This is a genomic window from Pseudomonas sp. NFX5 (genome assembly GCF_049132125.1).
In the GTDB taxonomy this organism is placed as follows: domain Bacteria; phylum Pseudomonadota; class Gammaproteobacteria; order Pseudomonadales; family Pseudomonadaceae; genus Aquipseudomonas; species Aquipseudomonas marginalis.
This window is the reverse complement of sequence record NZ_JAFMZG010000015.1, coordinates 34,269-57,809: the sequence shown is the minus strand read 5'-3', so window position 1 is coordinate 57,809 and position 23,541 is coordinate 34,269. Positions and strand designations below refer to the sequence as shown.

Genomic DNA, 23,541 nt, shown 5'->3' with positions numbered 1-23,541 from the left:
TGACTGGGGGCAAGATCCTCTTTAGACTCTTGTACCCCTAAATTTGGCGGGAATTCGTTCCTGCCATTTTGCTTTTCTTGCAAGACAATAGCGTCGCAAGACAACAGTGGAGCTAGTAGATGGCAACTATCAACCAGCTGGTACGTCAGCCGCGTAAGCGTATCGTCGAGAAATCCGACGTGCCTGCGCTGCAGAACTGCCCGCAACGTCGTGGCGTATGCACCCGTGTGTATACCACCACGCCGAAAAAACCTAACTCGGCACTGCGTAAAGTATGCCGTGTGCGCCTGACCAACGGTTTCGAGGTTTCCTCGTACATCGGCGGTGAAGGCCACAACCTGCAAGAGCACAGCGTGGTACTGATCCGCGGCGGTCGTGTAAAAGACTTGCCAGGTGTTCGTTATCACACCGTACGCGGCTCCTTGGATACTTCCGGCGTTAAAGGTCGTAACCAGGGTCGTTCGAAGTACGGTACCAAGAAGCCTAAGTAGTAGCGGCTTTTTGTAAAACTGAATCATCTTATTTTCTGAGTCGATAAGAGTAAGGTCGGAGGCGTCCCGAAAGGGCACCGATTCCGAGCGAACCTGAAGACCGTTTGAGGGCTTATCCATGCCAAGAAGACGCGTAGCAGCCAAGCGCGAAGTGCTTGACGATCCAAAATACGGAAGCCAAATTCTGGCCAAGTTCATGAACCACGTGATGGAAAGCGGCAAGAAAGCCGTTGCCGAGCGTATCGTTTATGGCGCGCTGGAAAAGGTTAAAGAACGCAAGAACAGCGACCCCCTGGAAATCTTCGAGAAAGCTCTCGACGCCATCGCTCCGCTGGTCGAAGTGAAGTCGCGCCGTGTAGGCGGTGCTACTTACCAGGTTCCGGTCGAAGTTCGTCCGTCCCGTCGTAACGCTCTGGCAATGCGCTGGTTGGTAGACTTCGCCCGTAAGCGCGGCGAGAAGTCTATGGCTCTGCGTTTGGCCGGCGAACTGTTGGACGCTGCTGAAGGTAAAGGTGCTGCTGTTAAGAAGCGTGAAGACGTGCACCGTATGGCTGAAGCTAACAAAGCTTTCTCGCACTACCGCTTCTAATCTTAGCTTCACTAATTTTGCGAGGGCTTTATGGCTCGTACTACTCCGATTAGCCGCTACCGTAACATCGGTATCGTTGCTCACGTGGATGCTGGTAAAACCACCACCACCGAGCGCGTACTGTTTTACACCGGCAAAAGTCACAAAATGGGCGAGGTGCATGATGGCGCCGCGACCACAGACTGGATGGTTCAGGAGCAGGAGCGTGGTATTACCATTACTTCTGCTGCTATTACCGCCTTCTGGAAAGGTTCCGAGAAGCAGTACAAAGATGAGCACCGCTTCAACGTTATCGATACCCCAGGCCACGTAGACTTCACTATTGAAGTTGAACGTTCCCTGCGCGTACTCGACGGCGCTGTCGTTGTGTTCTGCGGTACCTCGGGTGTCGAGCCTCAGTCGGAAACCGTATGGCGTCAAGCCAACAAATACGGCGTTCCACGTCTTGTTTATGTAAACAAGATGGACCGTGCTGGTGCCAACTTCCTGCGCGTGATCGGTCAGATCAAGCAGCGTCTGGGTCACACTCCGGTGCCAATCCAATTGGCTATCGGTTCCGAAGACAACTTCCAGGGTCAGATCGATCTGATCAACATGGAAGCGGTCTACTGGAATGACGCTGACAAGGGTATGGTTCCTGTTCGCAAGCCTATCCCTGCAGAATTGCAGGAACTGGCTGACGAGTGGCGCAACAACATGGTTGAGGCTGCCGCCGAAGCCAGCGAAGAGCTGATGAACAAGTACCTCGAAGGTGAAGAACTCACCAACGTGGAAATCAAGGCCGCTCTGCGTCAGCGTACTATCGCTGGTGAGATCGTCTTGGCTGTTTGCGGTTCTTCCTTCAAGAACAAGGGTGTTCCCTTGGTTCTCGACGCCGTGATCGACTACCTGCCTGCTCCTACCGACATTCCTGCTATCAAGGGTACCAACCCTGATAATGAGGAAGAAGAGATGGAGCGTCATGCTGACGACAGCGAGCCGTTCTCGGCTCTGGCGTTCAAGATCGCTACCGACCCATTCGTGGGTACTCTGACCTTCGTCCGCGTTTACTCGGGCGTGTTGGCCTCCGGCGACGGCGTGATCAACTCGGTCAAAGGCAAGAAAGAGCGTGTGGGTCGTATGGTGCAAATGCACGCAAACGCCCGTGAAGAGATCAAGGAAGTGCGCGCTGGTGACATCGCGGCCTTGATCGGCATGAAGGACGTCACCACTGGTGAGACTTTGTGCGACGCTGCCAAGCCAATCATCCTGGTTCGCATGGACTTCCCGGAGCCGGTTATTTCGGTTGCCGTAGAGCCTAAGACCAAGGATGACCAGGAAAAAATGGGTATCGCTCTGGGCAAGCTTGCTCAGGAAGATCCATCTTTCCGCGTCAAAACTGATGAAGAGACTGGTCAAACGATCATCTCTGGCATGGGCGAGTTGCACCTGGACATCCTGGTTGACCGGATGCGCCGTGAGTTCAACGTCGAAGCCAACATCGGTAAGCCTCAGGTTTCCTATCGTGAGCGCATCACGAAAAACTGTGAAATCGAAGGCAAGTTCGTTCGTCAGTCCGGCGGTCGTGGTCAGTTCGGTCACTGCTGGATCCGTTTTGCTCCTGCTGACGAAGGTCAGGAAGGTCTGCAATTCGTGAACGAAGTAGTGGGTGGTGTTGTTCCTAAGGAATACATCCCTGCTATCCAGAAGGGTATCGAAGAGCAGATGAAGAACGGTGTTGTTGCCGGCTATCCGCTGATCGGCCTGAAAGCAACCGTTTTTGACGGTTCTTACCACGACGTCGACTCCAACGAGATGGCGTTTAAGGTGGCTGCTTCCATGGCAACCAAGCAACTGGCCCAGAAGGGCGGTGGTGAGTTGCTTGAGCCAATCATGGCGGTAGAAGTTGTTACACCTGAAGACTATATGGGTGATGTCATGGGCGACCTTAACCGTCGTCGCGGCATGATCTTGGGTATGGAAGACACGGTTTCCGGCAAAGTGATTCGCGCCGAGGTTCCGTTGGGTGAGATGTTCGGTTATGCGACCGACGTTCGCTCCATGTCCCAGGGTCGCGCAAGCTACTCTATGGAATTCAAAAAATACAACACAGCTCCGGCGCACATCGCTGAAACTGTATCCAAAAAACAAGGCTGATTCAGTCCTTTAGGCAAGGAGTTAATTGTCGTGGCTAAAGAAAAATTTGATCGTTCCCTACCGCACGTCAACGTTGGCACTATCGGTCACGTTGACCACGGTAAAACCACTCTGACCGCAGCTCTGACTCGCGTCTGCTCCGAGGTTTTCGGTTCTGCAGTCGTTGATTTCGATAAAATCGACAGCGCTCCAGAAGAAAAAGCTCGTGGTATCACCATCAACACCGCGCACGTCGAGTACAACTCGAAGATCCGTCACTACGCTCACGTTGACTGCCCAGGTCACGCTGACTATGTGAAGAACATGATCACTGGTGCTGCCCAGATGGACGGCGCGATCCTGGTTTGCTCGGCCGCTGATGGTCCGATGCCACAAACCCGTGAGCACATCCTGCTGTCCCGTCAGGTAGGCGTTCCGTACATCGTGGTTTTCCTGAACAAGGCTGACCTGGTAGACGACGCTGAGCTGCTGGAACTGGTTGAGATGGAAGTGCGCGATCTGCTGAGCACTTACGACTTCCCAGGCGACGACACTCCGATCATCATCGGTTCTGCTCGTATGGCGCTGGAAGGCAAAGACGATAACGAAATGGGCACCACTGCCGTTCGTAAACTGGTTGAAACCCTGGACAGCTACATCCCAGAACCAGTTCGTCTGACCGACAAGCCGTTCCTGATGCCAATCGAAGACGTATTCTCGATCTCCGGTCGTGGTACTGTTGTGACTGGTCGTATCGAGCGCGGTATCGTTCGCGTTCAAGATGCGCTGGAAATCGTTGGTCTGCGTGACACTACCAACACTGTCTGCACTGGTGTTGAAATGTTCCGCAAGCTGCTCGACGAAGGTCGTGCTGGCGAGAACTGCGGCGTTCTGCTGCGTGGTACCAAGCGTGACGACGTTGAGCGTGGCCAGGTTCTGGTTAAGCCAGGTTCGGTTAAGCCGCACACCAAGTTCACCGCAGAAGTTTACGTTCTGAGCAAGGAAGAAGGCGGTCGTCACACTCCGTTCTTCAAAGGCTACCGTCCACAGTTCTACTTCCGTACTACTGACGTGACTGGTAACTGCCAGCTGCCAGAAGGCGTTGAAATGGTAATGCCAGGCGATAACATCCAAATGGAAGTTACCCTGATCAAGACCATCGCAATGGAAGACGGTCTGCGCTTCGCTATCCGTGAAGGCGGCCGTACCGTTGGTGCTGGTGTTGTAGCTAAAATCATCGAGTAAGCGTCTCTTCTGAGATAGTTTCGATGCTTTGAAAAGCCCCCGCTCAGCGGGGGCTTTTTTATTGGGTTGACACCTATCTAGGGCGTCTATAGAATTGCGCCTCCTTTTAACGGGCGTATTGCGCTCGCTGGGAATAGCAGCCGGAGTCTGAAATCCAATGCAAAATCAGCAAATCCGTATCAGGTTGAAGGCTTTTGACCATCGCCTGATCGACCAATCCACCCAGGAAATCGTGGAAACCGCGAAACGTACTGGTGCTCAAGTGCGTGGTCCAATTCCACTGCCTACCCGTAAAGAGCGGTTCACCGTTCTGGTCTCCCCGCACGTCAACAAAGACGCGCGTGACCAGTACGAGATCCGTACTCATAAGCGCGTACTGGACATCGTCCAGCCAACGGATAAAACCGTTGATGCTCTTATGAAGCTCGATCTGGCGGCCGGTGTGGAAGTACAGATCAGCCTCGGCTAAGACTTGGGTCTTAGTCGTGTAACGCTCTGAAATGGGCGGCCATAGCGGGTGAAAGCCCCGTACACTCATGAGGTTTACAACATGACTATTGGTGTAGTCGGTCGTAAATGCGGTATGACCCGTATTTTCACCGAAGAAGGTGTCTCCATTCCGGTTACGGTCATTGAGATCGAGCCGAATCGCGTCACCCAGTTCAAAACTGAAGAAACCGATGGCTATCGTGCAGTGCAAGTCACTGTCGGCGAGCGTCGCGCTTCGCGTGTGACTGCTGCTCAAGCAGGTCACTTCGCTAAAGCAAACGTTGCAGCTGGTCGTACTGTCATGGAGTTCCGTCTTGAAGAAGGCGACTACCAGGCTGGCGATCTGATCAACGCTGAAATCTTCGCCGCTGGTCAACTGGTTGATGTAACCGGTCAGTCCAAGGGTAAAGGCTTCCAGGGTACGATCAAGCGTTGGAATTTCCGTGGTCAAGACAACACTCACGGTAACTCCGTTTCCCACCGCGTCCCGGGCTCTATTGGCCAGTGCCAGACTCCTGGTCGTGTATTCAAGGGCAAAAAAATGTCCGGTCATATGGGCGCTGAGCGCGTGACCGTGCAGTCCCTCGAAGTAGTGCGCGTCGACGCTGAACGCAATCTGTTGTTGGTCAAGGGTGCTGTTCCTGGCGCTACTGGCGGCAACCTGGTTGTACGTCCAGCGGCCAAGGCTCGCGGTTAAGGGGAAGCTGACATGCAATTAAATGTAAATGACGCTCAAGCGATCGAAGTTTCCGAACTGACATTTGGCGGCGAATTCAACGAGACGCTGGTTCACCAAGCAGTCGTGGCCTACATGGCCGGCGGCCGTCAAGGTAGCAAGCAGCAAAAGACCCGTTCCGACGTTCGTGGTGGCGGTAAGCGCCCTTGGCGTCAGAAAGGTACTGGCCGTGCTCGTGCCGGTACTATCCGTAGCCCAATCTGGCGTGGCGGCGGTACCACTTTCGCAGCTCGTCCGCAGGATCACTCTCAGAAGCTCAACAAGAAGATGTATCGCGCAGCACTGCGCTCCATCCTTGCTGAACTCGTGCGTACTGATCGCCTGGTCGTGGTTCAGGACTTCGCTGTTGAAAGTCCAAAAACCAAAGATCTGCTGGGCAAACTGAACAACATGAGCCTGACCGACGTTTTGATCGTGTCTGAAGCTGTTGATCAGAACCTGTACCTGGCTGCTCGTAACCTGCCACACGTTGATGTGCGTGACGTGCAAGGTTCCGATCCAGTTAGTCTGATCGCATACGACAAGGTGTTGATCACCGTGTCGGCCGTGAAGAAATTCGAGGAGCTGCTGGGATGAACCAGGAACGCGTATTTAAAGTTCTGCTTGGCCCGCACGTTTCCGAAAAGGCTACGGTTCTGGCTGACAAGAAAGGCCAGTTCGTTTTCAAGGTTGCAACTGACGCAACCAAGCTGGAAATCAAGAAGGCCGTCGAAAGCCTGTTCAGCGTGAAAGTTGAGCGTGTTACTACCCTGAATGTTCTGGGTAAGAGCAAGCGCACTGCTCGCGGTCTGGGCAAGCGTAATGACTGGAAGAAGGCAGTTATCTCCCTTCAGCCAGGCCAAGATCTCGATTTCAGCAGCAGTGCTGAGTAAGGAAGGGGTGCATCATGGCAATCGTTAAATGCAAACCGACTTCCCCTGGCCGCCGTTTTGTGGTCAAGGTGGTCAACCAGGAGCTGCATAAAGGCGCTCCTCACGCACCGCTGCTCGAGAAGAAATCGAAGACTGGTGGTCGTAACAACAATGGTCGTATTACCACTCGTCACATTGGTGGTGGCCATAAGCAGCATTATCGTCTGGTCGATTTCCGTCGCAACGACAAAGATGGCATCGCTGCCACTGTCGAGCGTATCGAATACGATCCAAACCGTACTGCTCACATCGCTCTGCTGCTGTACGCAGATGGCGAGCGTCGCTACATCATCGCGCCTAAAGGTGTGAGTGCTGGCGACCAGCTGATCGCAGGTGCCTTGGCACCGATCAAGCCGGGCAACGCTCTGCAACTGCGTAATATTCCAGTTGGTAGCACCGTACACGGCATCGAATTGAAGCCAGGTAAAGGCGCGCAAATCGCTCGTTCCGCTGGTGCTTCGGCTCAGCTGATCGCTCGTGAAGGTGTCTACGTGACCCTGCGTCTGCGTTCTGGTGAGATGCGTAAAGTGCTGGCTGAATGCCGCGCGACCCTGGGTGAAGTCTCGAACTCCGAGCACAGCCTGCGTTCGCTGGGTAAAGCTGGTGCCAAACGCTGGCGTGGCGTTCGCCCAACCGTTCGTGGTGTTGCCATGAACCCGGTTGACCACCCACACGGTGGTGGTGAAGGTCGTACCTCTGGTGGTCGTCATCCGGTATCGCCATGGGGCTTCCCGACTAAGGGCGCGAAGACTCGTGGTAATAAGCGTACCGACAAAATGATCGTCCGTCGTCGCAAGTAAATAGAGGGATACGACAGTGCCACGTTCTCTGAAAAAAGGTCCTTTTATTGATCTTCACCTACTGAAGAAGATCGAAGTGGCGGCGGAAAAGAACGATCGCAAACCAGTTAAGACCTGGTCGCGTCGTTCGATGATCCTGCCACAAATGGTCGGTCTGACCATCGCTGTACACAACGGTCGTCTGCACGTCCCAGTTCTCGTTAACGAAGACATGGTCGGCCACAAACTAGGCGAGTTTGCCGGTACCCGCACTTATCGTGGGCACGTGGCAGACAAGAAAGCCAAGCGTTAAGGGGTAAGGAAATGGAAGTAGCCGCTAAGTTGTCGGGCGCTCGAATCTCCGCCCAGAAAGCCCGCTTGGTCGCCGACCAGATCCGCGGGAAGAAGGTGGGCGAAGCGCTCAACCTGTTGGCTTTCAGCAGTAAGAAAGCCGCCGAGATCATGAAGAAAGTGCTGGAGTCGGCCGTAGCCAACGCCGAGCATAACGAAGGCGCAGACGTTGATGACCTGAAGGTCAGCACCGTTTTCGTCAACGAAGGGCGTTCGCTGAAGCGCATCATGCCGCGTGCCAAAGGCCGTGCTGATCGCATCGTCAAGCGGTCTTGCCATATCACTGTCAAGGTTGCTGACAAGTAACGGAGTCGAAGAGATGGGTCAGAAAGTACATCCCATTGGCATTCGCCTGGGAATCGTCAAGGAGCACACCTCCGTCTGGTACGCAGACGGTCGGACTTATGCGGACTATTTGTTCGCTGATCTGAAGGTGCGTGAGTATCTCCAAGACAAACTAAAAAGCGCGTCCGTAAGCCGTATCGATATCCATCGTCCGGCGCAAACTGCACGTATCACCATCCACACCGCTCGTCCAGGTATCGTTATCGGGAAGAAAGGTGAAGATGTTGAGAAACTGCGTCAGGACCTGACCAAGCAAATGGGTGTGCCTGTGCACATCAATATCGAAGAGATCCGCAAGCCGGAGCTCGACGGTATGCTGGTTGCGCAGAGCGTAGCTCAGCAGCTGGAGCGTCGCGTAATGTTCCGTCGCGCTATGAAGCGCGCCGTACAGAACGCCATGCGCATTGGTGCCAAAGGCATCAAAATCCAAGTGAGCGGTCGTCTCGGCGGTGCTGAAATCGCACGTACTGAATGGTATCGCGAAGGTCGTGTGCCACTGCACACCCTGCGTGCCGACATCGACTATGCCAACTACGAAGCTCACACCACTTACGGTGTGATCGGTGTAAAGGTTTGGATCTTCAAAGGCGAAGTAATTGGTGGTCGCCAAGAAGAACTGAAACCACAAGCACCAGCGCCTCGTAAAAAAGCTGCTAAGTAAGGGGTACGCCAAATGTTGCAACCAAAGCGTACGAAGTTCCGCAAGCAGATGACAGGCCACAACCGTGGTCTGGCTCAGCGCGGTAGCAAAGTCAGCTTCGGCGAGTTCGCGCTGAAGTCTGTAGCTCGTGGTCGTCTCACCGCTCGTCAGATCGAGTCAGCGCGTCGTGCACTGACCCGTCACGTTAAACGTGGCGGCAAGATCTGGATCCGTGTATTCCCGGACAAGCCGATCTCCAAAAAGCCTCTCGAGGTTCGGATGGGTAAAGGTAAGGGTAACGTGGAATACTGGGTAGCCCAGATTCAGCCAGGCAAAGTCCTGTATGAAATCGAGGGTGTAACTGAAGAGCTGGCGCGTGAGGCTTTTGCCCTGGCTGCTGCAAAGCTGCCGCTCGCCACCGCCTTTGTTAAACGGACGGTGATGTGATGAAAGCGAATGAACTTCGTGAAAAATCCGCACAGCAGCTGAACGAGCAACTGCTCGGCCTGCTGCGCGACCAGTTCAATCTGCGTATGCAGAAAGCAACTGGCCAGTTGGGGCAGTCTCATCTGCTCTCGCAAGTTAAGCGTGACATCGCTCGCGTGAAGACTGTGCTCAACCAGCAGGCAGGTAAGTGATCATGGCTGAAGCCGAAAAGACTGTCCGTACGCTGACTGGCCGTGTTGTCAGCGACAAGATGGACAAAACCATCACCGTTTTGATCGAGCGTCGCGTTAAGCACCCGATCTACGGTAAATATGTTAAGCGTTCGACTAAGCTGCACGCGCACGACGAAACCAATCAGTGCCACATCGGCGACAAAGTCACTATTCGTGAAACTCGTCCGCTGGCCAAGACCAAGTCTTGGGCATTGGTTGATGTTCTCGAACGCGCTGTGGAAGTCTAAGGACTAGGGGTCGGAGAAATTATATGATTCAGACTCAATCCATGCTCGATGTGGCCGATAACAGCGGCGCTCGCCGTGTTATGTGCATCAAGGTGCTGGGTGGCTCCCATCGTCGTTACGCTGGTATCGGTGACATCATCAAGGTTACCGTCAAGGAAGCAATTCCTCGCGGTAAAGTGAAAAAAGGCCAAGTGATGACTGCTGTTGTAGTCCGCACTCGTCACGGCGTACGTCGTGCAGATGGCTCCATTATCCGCTTTGATGGCAACGCTGCTGTTCTTCTGAACAACAAGCAAGAGCCGATCGGCACCCGTATCTTTGGGCCAGTGACCCGTGAACTTCGTACTGAGAAGTTCATGAAGATCGTCTCGCTCGCCCCAGAAGTGCTGTAAGGAGATCCGACATGCAAAAGATTCGTCGTGACGACGAGATCATCGTGATCGCCGGCAAAGACAAAGGTAAGCGCGGTAAGGTGCTTAAGGTTCTCGCTAATAACCGTCTGGTTATCGGTGGTCTGAACCTGGTCAAGCGTCATACCAAGCCTAACCCGATGTCGGGCGTGCAGGGCGGTATCGTCGAGAAAGAAGCTCCGCTGGACGCTTCTAACGTCGCCATCTTCAACGGCGAAACCAACAAGGCTGACCGCGTTGGTTTCAAAGTAGAAGACGGTAAGAAAATTCGTGTCTTCAAGTCGACCCAAAAAGCGGTTGATGCTTGAACACTGCTAGGTAGATTAGACCATGGCACGACTACAAGAGATTTACCGGAAGGAAATCGCCCCTAAGCTTAAGGAAGAACTTAAGCTTGGGAACGTGATGGAAGTTCCGCGCGTTACCAAAATCACCCTGAACATGGGTCTGGGCGAAGCGATCGGTGACAAAAAAGTCATCGAGCACGCTGTTGCTGACCTGGAAAAGATCACCGGCCAGAAAGTCGTTGTGACCTACGCTCGCAAATCCATCGCTGGCTTTAAAGTCCGTGAAGGTTGGCCGATCGGCGTCAAAGTGACTCTGCGCCGTGAGCGTATGTACGAATTCCTGGATCGTCTGCTGTCGATCTCCCTGCCTCGGGTTCGCGACTTCCGCGGCCTGAATGCCAAGTCCTTCGATGGTCGTGGTAACTACAGCATGGGCGTGAAAGAGCAGATCATCTTCCCGGAAATCGACTACGACAAGATCGATGCTCTCCGCGGTCTGGACATCACCCTGACCACCACTGCCAAGAACGATGATGAAGGTCGCGCCCTGTTGCGTGCTTTCAAATTCCCGTTCCGCAACTGATTGGAGTAGGACCATGGCCAAGATGAGCATGAAAAACCGCGAGCTGAAGCGTCAGCTCACGGTTGCCAAGTACGCCAAGAAGCGTGCAGCACTGAAAGCAATCATCGTTGATCTGAACGCAAGTCCAGAAGCGCGTTGGGAAGCTACAGTTGCCCTGCAGAAGCAGCCACGTGACGCAAGCGCTTCGCGCATGCGTAACCGCTGCCGCCTGACCGGTCGTCCACACGGCGTTTACCGCAAGTTCGGCCTCGGCCGTAACAAACTGCGTGAAGCGGCAATGCGTGGTGACGTACCAGGTCTGGTTAAAGCCAGCTGGTAAGTACTTTCAGCGTCCAGGTGGTCTGAATCGAAAGATACTGACCGCCGGTGACCTTGAATCTGGAACAAGCCCCTTTTGGGGCTTGTTTCATTTCCGGAGTGTGTCTAAAATACGCGGCTCGCCTGAGCCCGTGTTTTTTACCCGGAAGTTCTCAGCGACATATGTAGCCGCAAGGCTAATTTTTTTGTATTAGGAGCGTCTAGCCCATGAGTATGCAGGACCCGTTAGCGGACATGCTAACTCGTATCCGTAATGCCCAGATGGCTGAAAAGTCCGTCGTAAGCATGCCGTCTTCCAAGTTGAAGGTTGCTGTTGCCAAAGTCCTGAAAGACGAAGGCTACATTGCGGGTTATCAGATCAGCAGCGAGATCAAACCACTGCTGTCCATCGAGCTGAAGTACTTCGAAGGCCGTTCGGTCATCGAGGAAGTGAAGCGCGTTAGCCGTCCAGGCCTGCGTCAGTACAAGTCCGCTGAAGATCTGCCGAAAGTTCGTGGCGGTCTGGGCGTGTCTATCGTCTCCACCAACAAAGGTGTGATGACGGATCGTGCTGCGCGCGCTGCCGGTGTCGGCGGCGAAGTTCTTTGCACTGTGTTCTAAGGGGGGATAAGCATGTCTCGCGTCGCTAAGAACCCCGTTAAGCTGCCAGCCGGTGTCGAAGTCAAATTCGCAGGCCAACAGCTTTCGGTGAAGGGTGCCAAGGGCACTCTTGAACTGAATATCCATTCGTCCGTTGAGATCGTTGAAGAAGCTGGTGAGCTGCGTTTCGCTGCTCGCAATGGCGATCAACAAACTCGCGCAATGGCTGGTACCACGCGTGCGTTGGTAAACAACATGGTCCAAGGCGTAAGCCAAGGCTTCGAGCGTAAGCTCCAGCTGGTCGGTGTTGGTTACAAAGCGCAAGCAAAAGGCACGGTTTTGAACCTGGCCCTTGGCTTCTCGCACCCAGTGGATTACGAACTGCCGGAAGGCATCACCGCTGAGACTCCTAGCCAGACCGATATCCTGATCAAGGGCATCGATAAGCAACTGGTAGGTCAAGTGGCTGCTGAGATCCGCGACTTCCGTCCACCAGAGCCGTACAAAGGCAAAGGTGTGCGCTACGCGGACGAAGTCGTCCGTCGTAAAGAAGCCAAGAAGAAGTAGGGCATAGCAAATGACCGACAAAAAAGTTACTCGACTGCGTCGCGCTCGCAAAGCACGCCTGAAAATGCACGAACTCGAAGTCGTGCGTCTCTGCGTGTTCCGCTCGTCGCAGCACATCTACGCCCAGGTCATCTCGGCCGACGGCAACAAAGTCCTGGCCAGCGCCTCGACTTTGGATAAAGAACTGCGTGATGGTGCCACTGGCAACATCGACGCGGCCACAAAGGTTGGCCAGCTGGTCGCTACGCGTGCTAAGGCCGCTGGCGTCTCGCAAGTGGCTTTCGACCGCTCTGGCTTCAAGTACCACGGCCGCGTTAAAGCGCTGGCTGATGCTGCTCGTGAAGCTGGGCTGGAGTTCTAAGTTATGTCAAATAACGACCAAAAGCGCGACGAAGGCTACATTGAGAAGCTGGTTCAAGTTAACCGCGTAGCCAAAACCGTTAAAGGCGGCCGTATCTTCACTTTCACCGCGTTGACCGTGGTGGGTGATGGTAAAGGGCGCGTTGGCTTCGGCCGTGGCAAGTCACGTGAAGTGCCTGCTGCGATCCAGAAGGCAATGGAAGCTGCTCGTCGCAACATGATCCAAGTTGATCTGAACGGCACCACGCTGCAGTACGCAATGAAGTCCGCTCACGGCGCTTCGAAGGTGTACATGCAGCCTGCTTCTGAAGGTACCGGTATCATCGCTGGCGGCGCTATGCGTGCTGTCCTCGAGGTTGCTGGCGTTCAGAACGTTCTGGCCAAGTGCTATGGCTCGACTAACCCGGTAAACGTGGTTCACGCCACTTTCAAGGGTTTGAAAGCTATGCAATCTCCTGAATCCATTGCCGCCAAGCGTGGCAAAAGCGTCAAGGAGATCTTCTGATCATGGCTACCGTTAAAGTAACGCTGATCAAAAGCATGACCGGCCGCATCCCTAACCACAAATTGTGCGTTAAGGGTTTGGGTCTGCGTCGCATCGGTCACACTGTAGAAGTCCAGGATACTCCCGAGAATCGCGGGATGATCAACAAGGCTTACTACATGCTGCGTGTCGAGGGTTAATCGATGAAACTCAATGATCTGAGTCCAGCGCCGGGTTCCCGTCGCGAAAAGCATCGTCCGGGCCGTGGTATCGGTAGCGGTTTGGGTAAGACTGGTGGCCGTGGCCACAAAGGTCAAACCTCCCGCTCCGGTGGCACCATTGCTCCAGGCTTTGAAGGCGGTCAACAGCCGCTGCATCGTCGCCTGCCTAAGTTCGGCTTCGTTTCCCTGAAGGCCATGGACCGCGCAGAAGTGCGTCTGTCCGAGCTGGCTAAAGTGGAAGGCGACATCGTTACTGTGCAGACCCTGAAAGATGCCAACGTGATCAACGTCAACGTACAGCGTGTGAAAATCATGCTGTCCGGTGAAGTGACTCGCGCTGTCACTATCGGCAAGGGAATCGGCGCCACCAAAGGTGCGCGTTCGGCTATCGAAGCAGCTGGCGGCAAGTTCGAGGAATAAATGGCTAAGCAAGGTGCTCTCTCAGCGCTCGGCAAAGGCGGTATGTCTGAACTTTGGGCTCGTCTGCGTTTTCTGTTCCTGGCGATTATCGTCTACCGAATAGGCGCACACATCCCGGTTCCAGGTATCAACCCGGACCGACTCGCAGACCTGTTTCGACAGAATGAGGGGACCATTCTTAGCTTGTTCAACATGTTTTCTGGCGGTGCGCTGGAACGGATGAGCATTTTTGCACTGGGGATCATGCCGTACATCTCGGCATCGATCATCATGCAACTGATGACCGCCGTCAGCCCGCAGCTGGAGCAGTTGAAGAAGGAAGGTGAAGCTGGCCGTCGCAAGATTAGCCAGTACACCCGCTACGGCACTGTCATCCTCGCCCTGGTCCAAGCTATCGGCATGTCCGTTGGCCTGGCTGGGCAGGGTGTTGCGTTCACTGGTGACTTTGGCTTCCATTTCGTCGCGGTATCCACGTTTGTGGCTGGTGCGATGTTCATGATGTGGCTGGGTGAGCAGATTACTGAGCGTGGTGTTGGTAACGGTATCTCGATGTTGATTTTCGCAGGTATCGTCGCCGGTCTTCCGAGAGCAATCGGGCAGTCTTTCGAGTCTGCACGTCAGGGTGATATCAATATCTTCGCCCTGGTTGCCATCGGTTTGCTGGCAGTAGCGATTATCGGTTTTGTGGTGTTCATTGAGCGTGGCCAGCGTCGTATTGCTGTTCACTACGCCAAGCGTCAGCAGGGCCGTAAGGTTTTTGCTGCGCAGACCAGCCACTTGCCGCTGAAAGTGAATATGGCCGGTGTTATTCCGGCAATTTTCGCGAGCAGCATTTTGCTGTTTCCGGCTTCGTTGGGTACCTGGTTTGGTCAGTCTGAAAATATGGGCTGGCTGCAGGACCTCTCTCAGTCGATCGCTCCTGGTCAGCCGTTGAATATTCTGCTGTTTAGTGCAGGGATTATTTTCTTCTGCTTCTTCTATACGGCGTTGATGTTCAATCCGAAAGACGTAGCGGAAAACCTGAAGAAGTCCGGTGCCTTTATTCCGGGTATTCGTCCAGGTGAGCAGTCGGCACGCTACATTGATGGCGTTCTGACTCGTTTGACCCTGTTCGGTGCTCTATATATGACGGCCGTGTGCTTGTTGCCCCAGTTCCTGGTGGTTGCAGCAAACGTTCCGTTCTACCTTGGCGGGACCTCGTTGCTGATCGTGGTCGTGGTTGTGATGGACTTCATGTCCCAAGTACAATCGCACCTCGTTTCGCACCAGTACGAATCCCTGATGAAGAAAGCCAACCTGAAGGGTTACGGCAGCGGCATGTTGCGCTGAGTACCCATAAGGTTCGAGGAGTTGGTGATGAAAGTTCGTGCATCGGTGAAAAAGCTGTGCCGTAACTGCAAGATTATTCGCCGCGAAGGTGTTGTTCGAGTAATTTGCAGCGCGGAACCGCGTCACAAACAGCGCCAAGGCTGAGTGTGATCCGCTTGAAGCCCGGCAGCTAGTGCGCTGCCGGGTTGATTATTTGTTATTACAGCGATATTATCTCGCGCCCTATTTCTTGGCTTCCGGGGCGTAGGTAGCTGTCAATTGGAGTCCCACTGAATGGCCCGTATTGCAGGCGTTAACATTCCAGATAACAAGCACACTGTTATCTCGCTGACCTACATCTATGGTGTTGGTCGCACTACTGCGCAGAAAATTTGCGCGGTTGCTGGGGTAAACCCAGCCGCTAAGATCAAGGATCTGAGCGACGAGCAGATTGAATTGCTGCGTGGCGAAGTGGCGAAGTTCACCACTGAAGGTGACCTGCGTCGCGAAATCAACATGAAAATCAAGCGTTTGATGGACCTCGGTTGCTATCGCGGTCTGCGTCATCGTCGTGGTCTTCCAGTGCGCGGTCAGCGTACCAAGACTAACGCGCGTACCCGTAAAGGTCCGCGTAAGCCGATCCGCAAGTAATCGCCCCAGCGAATCGACAGGAAAATTATCATGGCAAAACCTGCTGCTCGTCCTCGTAAAAAAGTTAAAAAGACAGTGGTTGATGGCATCGCCCACATCCATGCATCTTTTAACAACACCATCGTGACCATCACCGACCGTCAAGGTAACGCGCTTTCTTGGGCTACCTCCGGTGGTTCGGGTTTCCGCGGTTCCCGCAAGTCCACGCCGTTTGCTGCTCAAGTAGCTGCTGAACGTGCTGGTCAAGCTGCGCTGGAATATGGCCTGAAAAACCTCGACGTTAACGTCAAAGGTCCAGGTCCAGGTCGTGAGTCTGCTGTCCGTGCTTTGAACGGCTGTGGCTATAAGATCGCCAGCATCACCGACGTGACGCCAATCCCGCACAACGGGTGCCGTCCGCCGAAGAAGCGCCGCGTGTAATCCAGGAGATTGTAAAGAATGGCTCGTTACATTGGTCCAAAATGCAAACTCGCTCGTCGCGAAGGCACCGATCTCTTCCTGAAGAGCGGCGTGCGCGCGATCGAATCGAAGTGCAACATTGAAGCAGCACCTGGTATCCACGGCCAACGCCGCGGTCGCCAGTCCGATTACGGCACCCAACTGCGTGAAAAGCAGAAGGTCCGTCGTATCTACGGCGTTCTCGAGCGTCAGTTCAGCGGCTACTACAAAGAAGCTGCTGGCAAGAAAGGTGCAACCGGTGAAAACCTGCTGCAACTGCTCGAATGCCGTCTGGACAACGTTGTATACCGTATGGGCTTTGGTTCGACTCGTGCCGAATCCCGTCAGCTGGTATCGCACAAGTCGATCAGCGTTAACGGTCAAACCGTAAACGTTCCGTCCTACCAGGTTCGTGCTGGTGACGTGGTCGCAGTTCGCGAGAAAGCAAAAAACCAACTTCGCATTGTCCAAGCTCTCGATCTGTGTGCCCAACGTGGCCGCGTAGAATGGGTAGAAGTAGACACTGAGAAGAAGTCGGGCGTTTTCAAGAACGTTCCTGCTCGCAGTGATCTGTCCGCCGACATCAACGAAAGCCTGATTGTCGAGCTCTACTCCAAGTAAGGGCTAGAAAATAGGTGCATCCATGCAGATTTCGGTAAATGAGTTCCTGACACCCCGCCACATTGATGTGCAGGTTGTCAGTCCAACCCGCGCCAAGATCACTCTCGAGCCTCTCGAGCGTGGTTTTGGCCACACCCTGGGCAACGCGCTGCGACGCATCCTGTTGTCCTCAATGCCCGGCTGTGCAGTAGTCGAGGCCGAGATTGACGGTGTGCTCCACGAGTACAGCGCCATCGAAGGTGTACAGGAAGACGTAATTGAAATCCTGTTGAACCTTAAAGGTCTGGCTATCAAGCTGCACGGCCGTGACGAAGTTACGCTGACCTTGTCGAAGAAGGGTTCGGGGGTGGTTACCGCTGCCGATATTCAGCTGGATCATGATGTCGAGATCGTTAACCCCGATCACGTAATCGCTAACCTGGCGTCTAACGGCGCCCTGAACATGAAGCTCACCGTAGCTCGTGGTCGTGGTTATGAACCGGCCGACTCGCGTCAGAGCGATGAAGACGAAAGCCGCAGCATTGGTCGCTTGCAGCTTGACTCTTCGTTCAGCCCGGTTCGCCGTATCGCATACGTGGTGGAAAACGCCCGTGTCGAGCAGCGTACTAACCTGGACAAGCTGGTTATTGATCTGGAAACCAACGGTACTCTGGATCCTGAAGAGGCTATCCGCCGCGCTGCAACCATTCTGCAACAGCAGTTGGCTGCGTTCGTCGACCTCAAAGGTGACAGCGAACCAGTGGTAATCGAGCAGGAAGACGAGATCGATCCGATCCTGCTTCGCCCGGTTGACGATCTGGAACTGACTGTACGTTCGGCTAACTGCCTTAAGGCGGAAAACATTTACTACATCGGCGACCTGATTCAGCGTACCGAAGTAGAACTGTTGAAGACTCCGAACCTGGGCAAGAAATCCTTGACTGAAATCAAGGACGTTCTGGCCTCCCGCGGTCTGTCCCTCGGCATGCGCCTCGACAACTGGCCGCCTGCAAGTCTTAAGAAGGACGACAAGGCGACTGCCTGATCGTCGTAATCACCGAACGTGAGTTTGGTAAGGAATGAACCATGCGTCATCGTAAAAGTGGTCGTCACCTGAGCCGTACCAGCTCGCACCGCAAGGCCATGTTTCAAAACATGGCGGTGTCGCTGTTCGAGCACGAGCTGATCAAAACTACACTGCCGAAAGCTAAAGAACTGCGTCGCGTTGCTGAGCCGCTGATCACTTTGGCCAAGACAGACAGCCTGGCTAACCGCCGTCTGGCTTTCGACCGTACTCGTTCGAAAGCTATCGTTGGTAAGCTCTTCAACGACCTGGGCAAGCGTTACGCTACCCGTGAGGGTGGCTACCTGCGCATCCTCAAGTGCGGTTTCCGCGCTGGCGACAACGCGCCTATGGCGTACGTCGAGTTGGTTGATCGTGCTACTGCCGGCGAAGCTGTAAGCGCCGAGTAAGACGACAAGCTGTAACGAAGAACCGGGCCTAGTGCCCGGTTTTTTGTGCGCGTAACAAAAGCGCGATGTGTACAAGCTTCCTCAGACAGCGCTCAGCACTATGTGGGCGGGGGTATTGTTAGTTATTTTCTATTGAAGCTTACGATTTAATGAATTTGTAGGTGTCATGTTGATGGTCAATACTCCCTCCAAGCCGATTAGCCGGCAGTTCCAAGTCCGACCTGAGGAAAATTGAGCATGAGCCAGAATAAAATCCTTACCACCGCCAGCGGCGCTCCCGTTGCGGATAACCAGAATTCCCGTTCAGCCGGCCCGCGCGGCCCGCTGCTTCTTGACGATTTTCACCTGATCGAGAAACTTGCCCATTTCAACCGTGAAAACATCCCTGAGCGTCGCGTACACGCCAAGGGGTCGGGTGCCTACGGGACGTTCACGGTCACCCGGGACATCACCCACTACACCAGCGCCAAATTGTTCGAGTCCGTTGGTAAGCAAACTCCAACGTTCCTGCGTTTCTCTACTGTGGGCGGTGAGCGTGGTTCCGCAGACACCGAGCGCGATCCCCGTGGTTTTGCCTTGAAGTTCTACACCGAAGAAGGTAATTGGGACATCGTGGGTAACAACACACCGGTGTTCTTCATACGCGATCCGCTGAAATTCCCCGATTTCATCCACACTCAGAAGCGGTTACCGCAAAGCAACCTGAAAAGCGCGCAAATGATGTGGGACTTCTGGTCGCACTCTCCAGAAGCGCTGCACCAGGTCACCATTCTGTTTTCGGATCGTGGTATTCCCGATGGCTACCGTCATATGCATGGCTTTGGCAGCCACACCTACAGCTTGATTAACGCCCGCGGTGAGCGGCACTGGGTGAAGTGGCACTACAAAACCAAGCAAGGCATCAAGAACCTGGCGCCGGCTGAGGCGGCCCGCCTGGCCGGTACTGATCCTGATTACGCCCAGCGTGATCTGTTTGGTGCGATCGAGCGCGGTGACTTCCCGAAATGGCGGGTCTGCATCCAGATCATGACCGAGGCCCAGGCGAACGCCCATTACGAGAATCCGTTTGATGTGACCAAAACCTGGTCGCAGAAAGAATTCCCGTTGATTGAAGTGGGTGAGCTGGAACTTAACCGCAATCCGCAGAACTACTTCGCTGAAGTAGAGCAGGCTGCATTTGGCCCAAGCAACATGGTTCCAGGCGTTGGCCTGTCGCCAGACCGTATGCTCCAAGGTCGGGTTTTCGCTTACGCAGATGCTCACCGCTACCGTGTGGGTACCAACCACCAGCAATTGCCGGTGAATGCTCCGCGCAGCCCGGTCAACAGCTACCAGCGTGATGGCTCGATGGCATTTGGCAGCAATGGTGGTGCGACTCCGAACTACGAACCGAACAGCTACGCCGAAGCTCCGAAGCAAGCGCCACAGTACGCCGAGCCTGCATTGCCCTTGAGCGGTGCGGCTGATCGTTACGATCACCGTGAAGATACCGACTACTACAGCCACGCAGGTGCGCTGTTCCGCCTGATGAATGATGAGCAGAAAGCACTGCTCATCAATAACATCGCCGGCGCAATGAGCGGTGTCTCCAGTGATGTGGTCCAGCGTCAACTGCAGCACTTCTATAAGGCAGATCCTGCTTATGGAGACGCAATCGCAAAGGCACTGGGTGTATCGCTTAACTGACTCTAAACGATAAGCAGAACCGCCCTCATTTGGGCGGTTTTTGCGTTATTTCAGCTACTTTTCTGCGGAAATCTTCACTTTTCTGCCGTTAGTCCCGTGACCTCCGAGTCAGCATGGTTCAAACTACAGACTTTCAAGCAGGGAGATGTAGGGCGATGCAAGGTCACCCCGACGTAATCGATTACCTCAACACGTTGCTGACGGGCGAACTGGCAGCTCGTGATCAATATTTCATCCACTCGCGCATGTACGAAGACTGGGGTTTTACCGAACTCTACGAGCGTATCAACCACGAAATGGAAGAAGAGGCACAGCACGCCGATGCACTGATGCGTCGTATCCTGATGCTCGAAGGTACGCCACGTATGCGTCCCGACGATCTGGATGTGGGTACCAGCGTACCTGACATGCTTGCAGCCGATCTTCGTCTTGAATACAAGGTGCGTGCCGCTCTCTGCAAGGGCATCGAGCTCTGCGAACAGCACAGCGACTTCGTCACGCGGGAAATCCTGCGCGTGCAGTTGAACGATACCGAAGAAGATCACACCTACTGGCTGGAAAAGCAGTTGGGCTTGATCAAGCTGATTGGCCTGGAAAACTACCTGCAATCGCAGTTCTGATTTCCTACAAAAAAGCCCCTGTCACCTCAGCAGTGACAGGGGCTTTTTATTGAGCCTGATAAATCAGGCCCGGTCGCGCGCCAGCAATGGTTTCAAGTAGTAACCCGTATGCGATTGTGGCATCTCGGAGACCTGCTCCGGCGTACCCACCGCAATGATCTGGCCGCCCTTGGATCCGCCTTCCGGCCCTAGATCCACCAGCCAGTCGGCCGTCTTGATCACATCCAGGTTGTGCTCGATCACCACCACGGTGTTGCCGTGATCACGCAAGCGGTGCAACACATCCAGCAATTGCTGAATATCAGCAAAGTGCAGGCCGGTTGTCGGTTCGTCCAGGATATACAAGGTCTTGCCCGTATCGCGTTTGGACAGCTCGCGAGACAGCTTCACCCGCTGCGCCTCACCACCGGACAGCGTGGTCGCCGACTGCCCCAGCTTGATATATGACAGGCCCACATCCATCAGCGTCTGCAGCTTGCGCGCAAGCGCCGGAACCGCATCAAAGAACACCCGCGCTTCTTCGATGGTCATCTCCAGGGTTTCGTGGATGCTCTTGCCCTTGTACTTGATCTCCAGGGTTTCGCGGTTGTAGCGCTTGCTCTTGCACACATCGCACGGCACGTAGATGTCCGGGAGGAAGTGCATTTCCACCTTGATCAGGCCATCGCCCTGGCACGCTTCGCAGCGACCGCCCTTGACGTTGAACGAGAAGCGGCCTGGCCCGTAGCCCCGTGAACGGGATTCCGGCACGCCAGCAAACAGCTCACGAATAGGCGTGAACAGCCCGGTGTAGGTCGCCGGGTTGGAGCGCGGTGTGCGGCCAATCGGGCTTTGGTCGATATCGACCACCTTGTCCAGGTGTTCCAGGCCCTTGATGCTGTCGTGCGCGGCGGCTTCCAGGGTGGTGGCGCCGTTCAAGGCGGTGGTACTCAAGGGGAACAGCGTGTTGTTGATCAGCGTCGACTTGCCTGAGCCGGAAACACCGGTCACGCAGGTCAGCAGGCCCAGTGGTATTTCCAGGTCAACATTGCGCAAGTTGTTGCCACGCGCGCCCTTGAGGTGCAATGCCATCTTCTTGTTGCGCGGTGTACGCTTGGCTGGCACTGCGATCTTCACGCGGCCGGACAGGTACTTGCCGGTCAACGAGTCGGGATGCGCCATTACCTCGGCAGGCGTGCCCTCGGCGACAATATGTCCTCCATGTACGCCGGCGCCTGGGCCAATATCCACCACATAGTCCGCCAGGCGAATCGCGTCTTCATCGTGCTCGACCACGATCACCGTATTGCCGATATCCCGCAGGTGCTTCAGCGTGCCCAGCAGGCGATCGTTATCCCGCTGGTGCAGGCCAATCGAAGGCTCATCGAGGATGTACAACACCCCCACCAGGCCGGCACCAATCTGGCTGGCCAGGCGAATTCGCTGCGCTTCACCACCGGACAACGTATCCGCGCTGCGATCCAGCGACAGATAGTCCAGGCCAACGTTAACCAGGAACTGCAAGCGCTCGCGGATCTCCTTGAGGATCTTGTCGGCAATTTCCCCACGGCGTCCGGTGAGCTGCAGTACACCAAAGTATTCACAGGCATCGCCGATCGGCAGGTTGGTCACCGCCGGCAACGTCTTCTCACCCACCCATACATGCCGCGCCTCACGGCGCAGGCGAGTGCCCCGGCAATCCGGGCACGGTTGGGTGCTGAGGAATTTTGCCAGCTCCTCGCGCACACTCGCCGATTCAGTCTCGCGGTAGCGCCGCTCCAGGTTCGGCACGATGCCTTCGAACGGGTGGGAGCGCTTGACGATGTCGCCACGGTCGTTCAAGTACTTGAAGTCGACGTTCTGCGAGCCGCTGCCATTAAGGATGACTTTCTGCTGGTCTGCTGGCAGTTGGTTGAAAGGTACTTCAAGGCTGAACTTGTAATGGGCCGCCAACGACCCGAGCATCTGGAAGTAGTAGACGTTACGCCTGTCCCAGCCGCGTATCGCGCCCTCCGCCAATGTCAGGTCGCCGTTGACCAGGCGCTTGATGTCGAAGAATTGCTTCACGCCCAGGCCATCGCAGGTCGGGCAGGCACCGGCCGGGTTGTTGAAGGAGAACAGCTTGGGCTCCAGCTCGCTGATGGCGTGGCCACAGATCGGGCAGGCAAAGCGCGCGGAGAAGATGATCTCTTCACCCGGCTCGTCATCCATCGGCGCCACCAGGGCAATGCCATCCGCCAGCTTCAACGCGGTCTCGAACGATTCCGCCAGACGCTGCTGCAGGTCGGACCGCACCTTGAAGCGATCGACCACGACATCAATCGAGTGCTTCTTCTGCTTGTCGAGTTTCGGCGCTTCGTCCAGCTCATACAGCTTGCCGTTGATACGCGCACGTACGAAACCTTGAGCACGCAGCTCTTCGAATACAGAGAGGTGTTCGCCCTTGCGCTCGCGAATCACCGGCGCCAGCAGCATCAGCTTGGCACCTTCCGGTTGGGCCAGCACCAGGTCGACCATCTGGCTGACGGTCTGGGCCTCCAGCGGAATGTCGTGGTCCGGGCAGCGCGGAATGCCTACCCGCGCGTACAGCAGGCGCAGGTAGTCGTAGATTTCGGTGATGGTGCCCACGGTGGAACGCGGGTTGTGGGAGGTCGACTTCTGCTCAATGGAAATCGCCGGCGAGAGGCCTTCAATGGTGTCGACGTCCGGCTTTTCCATCATCGACAGGAACTGACGGGCATAGGCCGACAGCGATTCCACATAGCGCCGCTGACCTTCGGCATACAGCGTGTCGAACGCCAGGGACGATTTGCCGGAGCCGGACAAGCCGGTGATGACGATCAGTTTGTCCCGGGGCAGGGTCAGGTCGATGTTCTTCAGGTTGTGGGTTCTAGCCCCACGAATCAGGATCTTGTCCAAGATGGCCTCGCACGGCGGGCGTAAATAATGCAGGAGTATA

Annotated in this window: 35 protein-coding genes; 34 read left to right on the top strand and 1 reads right to left on the bottom strand. The window is 55.0% G+C overall.

What is annotated here, in order from left to right; genetic code table 11:
* Nucleotides 1-119 precede the first annotated feature (119 nt).
* The 34 genes from rpsL (at nt 120) to bfr (ending at nt 20,603) form a co-directional block, all read left to right on the top strand.
* The gene (gene rpsL / locus J1N02_RS10260; protein WP_002555494.1) at nt 120-491 is read left to right on the top strand and encodes a 30S ribosomal protein S12; all 372 of its coding nucleotides are present in this window, start codon (nt 120-122) and stop codon (nt 489-491) included.
* A 118-nt stretch (nt 492-609) separates the two neighbouring features.
* Complete coding sequence (rpsG, locus tag J1N02_RS10255; RefSeq protein ID WP_002555493.1) at nt 610-1,080, top strand: 30S ribosomal protein S7; 471 nt, start codon at nt 610-612, stop codon at nt 1,078-1,080.
* Between the two features lie 30 nt (nt 1,081-1,110).
* Nucleotides 1,111-3,216 (top strand): elongation factor G, encoded by a 2,106-nt coding sequence (fusA, locus tag J1N02_RS10250; protein WP_003210087.1) that lies wholly within the window; start codon nt 1,111-1,113, stop codon nt 3,214-3,216.
* Nucleotides 3,217-3,246: 30 nt separating this feature from the next.
* Entirely contained in the window at nt 3,247-4,440 is a 1,194-nt protein-coding gene (gene tuf, locus J1N02_RS10245) for an elongation factor Tu (RefSeq protein ID WP_027605166.1), read from the top strand.
* Nucleotides 4,441-4,597: 157 nt separating this feature from the next.
* Entirely contained in the window at nt 4,598-4,909 is a 312-nt protein-coding gene (rpsJ, locus tag J1N02_RS10240; RefSeq protein ID WP_003186070.1) for a 30S ribosomal protein S10, read from the top strand.
* Nucleotides 4,910-4,990: 81 nt separating this feature from the next.
* A complete protein-coding gene (rplC, locus tag J1N02_RS10235) occupies nt 4,991-5,626 on the top strand; it encodes a 50S ribosomal protein L3 (protein ID WP_007253310.1) in 636 nt (211 codons plus the stop codon).
* A gap of 12 nt (nt 5,627-5,638) precedes the next feature.
* The gene (gene rplD, locus J1N02_RS10230; protein ID WP_003176424.1) at nt 5,639-6,241 is read left to right on the top strand and encodes a 50S ribosomal protein L4; all 603 of its coding nucleotides are present in this window, start codon (nt 5,639-5,641) and stop codon (nt 6,239-6,241) included.
* Complete coding sequence (rplW, locus tag J1N02_RS10225) at nt 6,238-6,537, top strand: 50S ribosomal protein L23 (protein WP_002555488.1); 300 nt, start codon at nt 6,238-6,240, stop codon at nt 6,535-6,537. Before rplD ends, rplW begins: the two co-directional genes overlap by 4 nt.
* Before the next feature lie 14 nt (nt 6,538-6,551).
* Nucleotides 6,552-7,376: a 50S ribosomal protein L2 gene (gene rplB / locus J1N02_RS10220; RefSeq protein ID WP_003210080.1), complete on the top strand. Its 825-nt coding sequence runs from the start codon at nt 6,552-6,554 to the stop codon at nt 7,374-7,376.
* 16 nt (nt 7,377-7,392) lie between these two features.
* Nucleotides 7,393-7,668, top strand: a complete 276-nt coding sequence (gene rpsS, locus J1N02_RS10215; RefSeq protein ID WP_003232420.1) for a 30S ribosomal protein S19 — start codon at nt 7,393-7,395, stop codon at nt 7,666-7,668.
* A gap of 11 nt (nt 7,669-7,679) precedes the next feature.
* Nucleotides 7,680-8,012 carry a 50S ribosomal protein L22 gene (gene rplV, locus J1N02_RS10210; RefSeq protein WP_003103908.1) on the top strand — a complete coding sequence of 111 codons (333 nt, stop codon included), beginning with the start codon at nt 7,680-7,682 and terminating at the stop codon, nt 8,010-8,012.
* Between the two features lie 13 nt (nt 8,013-8,025).
* Complete coding sequence (gene rpsC / locus J1N02_RS10205) at nt 8,026-8,712, top strand: 30S ribosomal protein S3 (protein ID WP_003176422.1); 687 nt, start codon at nt 8,026-8,028, stop codon at nt 8,710-8,712.
* 12 nt (nt 8,713-8,724) lie between these two features.
* Entirely contained in the window at nt 8,725-9,138 is a 414-nt protein-coding gene (gene rplP, locus J1N02_RS10200; RefSeq protein WP_003232424.1) for a 50S ribosomal protein L16, read from the top strand.
* Nucleotides 9,138-9,329, top strand: coding sequence for a 50S ribosomal protein L29 (gene rpmC / locus J1N02_RS10195; RefSeq protein ID WP_002555481.1), 192 nt, complete (start codon nt 9,138-9,140; stop codon nt 9,327-9,329). The genes rplP and rpmC overlap by 1 nt, the downstream gene beginning before the upstream one ends.
* A gap of 2 nt (nt 9,330-9,331) precedes the next feature.
* Complete coding sequence (gene rpsQ / locus J1N02_RS10190) at nt 9,332-9,598, top strand: 30S ribosomal protein S17 (protein ID WP_003176419.1); 267 nt, start codon at nt 9,332-9,334, stop codon at nt 9,596-9,598.
* Nucleotides 9,599-9,621: 23 nt separating this feature from the next.
* A complete protein-coding gene (gene rplN, locus J1N02_RS10185) occupies nt 9,622-9,990 on the top strand; it encodes a 50S ribosomal protein L14 (protein WP_002555479.1) in 369 nt (122 codons plus the stop codon).
* A gap of 11 nt (nt 9,991-10,001) precedes the next feature.
* Nucleotides 10,002-10,316: a 50S ribosomal protein L24 gene (gene rplX / locus J1N02_RS10180; RefSeq protein WP_003176416.1), complete on the top strand. Its 315-nt coding sequence runs from the start codon at nt 10,002-10,004 to the stop codon at nt 10,314-10,316.
* A gap of 22 nt (nt 10,317-10,338) precedes the next feature.
* Nucleotides 10,339-10,878 carry a 50S ribosomal protein L5 gene (rplE, locus tag J1N02_RS10175; RefSeq protein WP_003194642.1) on the top strand — a complete coding sequence of 180 codons (540 nt, stop codon included), beginning with the start codon at nt 10,339-10,341 and terminating at the stop codon, nt 10,876-10,878.
* Between the two features lie 13 nt (nt 10,879-10,891).
* On the top strand, nt 10,892-11,197 hold the full coding sequence (gene rpsN, locus J1N02_RS10170) for a 30S ribosomal protein S14 (RefSeq protein ID WP_003176414.1): 306 nt from the start codon (nt 10,892-10,894) through the stop codon (nt 11,195-11,197).
* 206 nt (nt 11,198-11,403) lie between these two features.
* Entirely contained in the window at nt 11,404-11,796 is a 393-nt protein-coding gene (gene rpsH / locus J1N02_RS10165) for a 30S ribosomal protein S8 (RefSeq protein ID WP_003176413.1), read from the top strand.
* A 12-nt stretch (nt 11,797-11,808) separates the two neighbouring features.
* On the top strand, nt 11,809-12,342 hold the full coding sequence (rplF, locus tag J1N02_RS10160; RefSeq protein ID WP_003176412.1) for a 50S ribosomal protein L6: 534 nt from the start codon (nt 11,809-11,811) through the stop codon (nt 12,340-12,342).
* Between the two features lie 10 nt (nt 12,343-12,352).
* Nucleotides 12,353-12,703, top strand: a complete 351-nt coding sequence (rplR, locus tag J1N02_RS10155; RefSeq protein ID WP_003186037.1) for a 50S ribosomal protein L18 — start codon at nt 12,353-12,355, stop codon at nt 12,701-12,703.
* A gap of 3 nt (nt 12,704-12,706) precedes the next feature.
* The gene (rpsE, locus tag J1N02_RS10150) at nt 12,707-13,207 is read left to right on the top strand and encodes a 30S ribosomal protein S5 (protein ID WP_003186035.1); all 501 of its coding nucleotides are present in this window, start codon (nt 12,707-12,709) and stop codon (nt 13,205-13,207) included.
* A gap of 2 nt (nt 13,208-13,209) precedes the next feature.
* Complete coding sequence (gene rpmD / locus J1N02_RS10145; RefSeq protein WP_003176408.1) at nt 13,210-13,386, top strand: 50S ribosomal protein L30; 177 nt, start codon at nt 13,210-13,212, stop codon at nt 13,384-13,386.
* A 3-nt stretch (nt 13,387-13,389) separates the two neighbouring features.
* Nucleotides 13,390-13,827, top strand: a complete 438-nt coding sequence (rplO, locus tag J1N02_RS10140; protein ID WP_003176407.1) for a 50S ribosomal protein L15 — start codon at nt 13,390-13,392, stop codon at nt 13,825-13,827.
* Nucleotides 13,828-15,156, top strand: a complete 1,329-nt coding sequence (gene secY, locus J1N02_RS10135; RefSeq protein WP_003176406.1) for a preprotein translocase subunit SecY — start codon at nt 13,828-13,830, stop codon at nt 15,154-15,156.
* Nucleotides 15,157-15,183: 27 nt separating this feature from the next.
* Nucleotides 15,184-15,300 (top strand): 50S ribosomal protein L36, encoded by a 117-nt coding sequence (gene rpmJ, locus J1N02_RS10130; protein WP_002555468.1) that lies wholly within the window; start codon nt 15,184-15,186, stop codon nt 15,298-15,300.
* Between the two features lie 129 nt (nt 15,301-15,429).
* Nucleotides 15,430-15,786 (top strand): 30S ribosomal protein S13, encoded by a 357-nt coding sequence (rpsM, locus tag J1N02_RS10125; protein WP_024077676.1) that lies wholly within the window; start codon nt 15,430-15,432, stop codon nt 15,784-15,786.
* 30 nt (nt 15,787-15,816) lie between these two features.
* Nucleotides 15,817-16,206 (top strand): 30S ribosomal protein S11, encoded by a 390-nt coding sequence (gene rpsK, locus J1N02_RS10120; protein WP_002555466.1) that lies wholly within the window; start codon nt 15,817-15,819, stop codon nt 16,204-16,206.
* Nucleotides 16,207-16,224: 18 nt separating this feature from the next.
* A complete protein-coding gene (gene rpsD, locus J1N02_RS10115) occupies nt 16,225-16,845 on the top strand; it encodes a 30S ribosomal protein S4 (protein ID WP_003176404.1) in 621 nt (206 codons plus the stop codon).
* Between the two features lie 22 nt (nt 16,846-16,867).
* Complete coding sequence (locus tag J1N02_RS10110; RefSeq protein ID WP_003176403.1) at nt 16,868-17,869, top strand: DNA-directed RNA polymerase subunit alpha; 1,002 nt, start codon at nt 16,868-16,870, stop codon at nt 17,867-17,869.
* Nucleotides 17,870-17,910: 41 nt separating this feature from the next.
* Nucleotides 17,911-18,297 carry a 50S ribosomal protein L17 gene (gene rplQ / locus J1N02_RS10105; RefSeq protein WP_003176402.1) on the top strand — a complete coding sequence of 129 codons (387 nt, stop codon included), beginning with the start codon at nt 17,911-17,913 and terminating at the stop codon, nt 18,295-18,297.
* A gap of 237 nt (nt 18,298-18,534) precedes the next feature.
* A complete protein-coding gene (locus J1N02_RS10100) occupies nt 18,535-19,983 on the top strand; it encodes a catalase (RefSeq protein WP_146477732.1) in 1,449 nt (482 codons plus the stop codon).
* A gap of 155 nt (nt 19,984-20,138) precedes the next feature.
* Nucleotides 20,139-20,603 (top strand): bacterioferritin, encoded by a 465-nt coding sequence (gene bfr / locus J1N02_RS10095; RefSeq protein ID WP_017525959.1) that lies wholly within the window; start codon nt 20,139-20,141, stop codon nt 20,601-20,603.
* A gap of 63 nt (nt 20,604-20,666) precedes the next feature.
* On the opposite strand, the gene uvrA is transcribed toward bfr, so the two are convergent.
* On the bottom strand, nt 20,667-23,501 hold the full coding sequence (gene uvrA / locus J1N02_RS10090; protein WP_421147340.1) for an excinuclease ABC subunit UvrA: 2,835 nt from the start codon (nt 23,499-23,501) through the stop codon (nt 20,667-20,669).
* Nucleotides 23,502-23,541 lie beyond the last annotated feature (40 nt).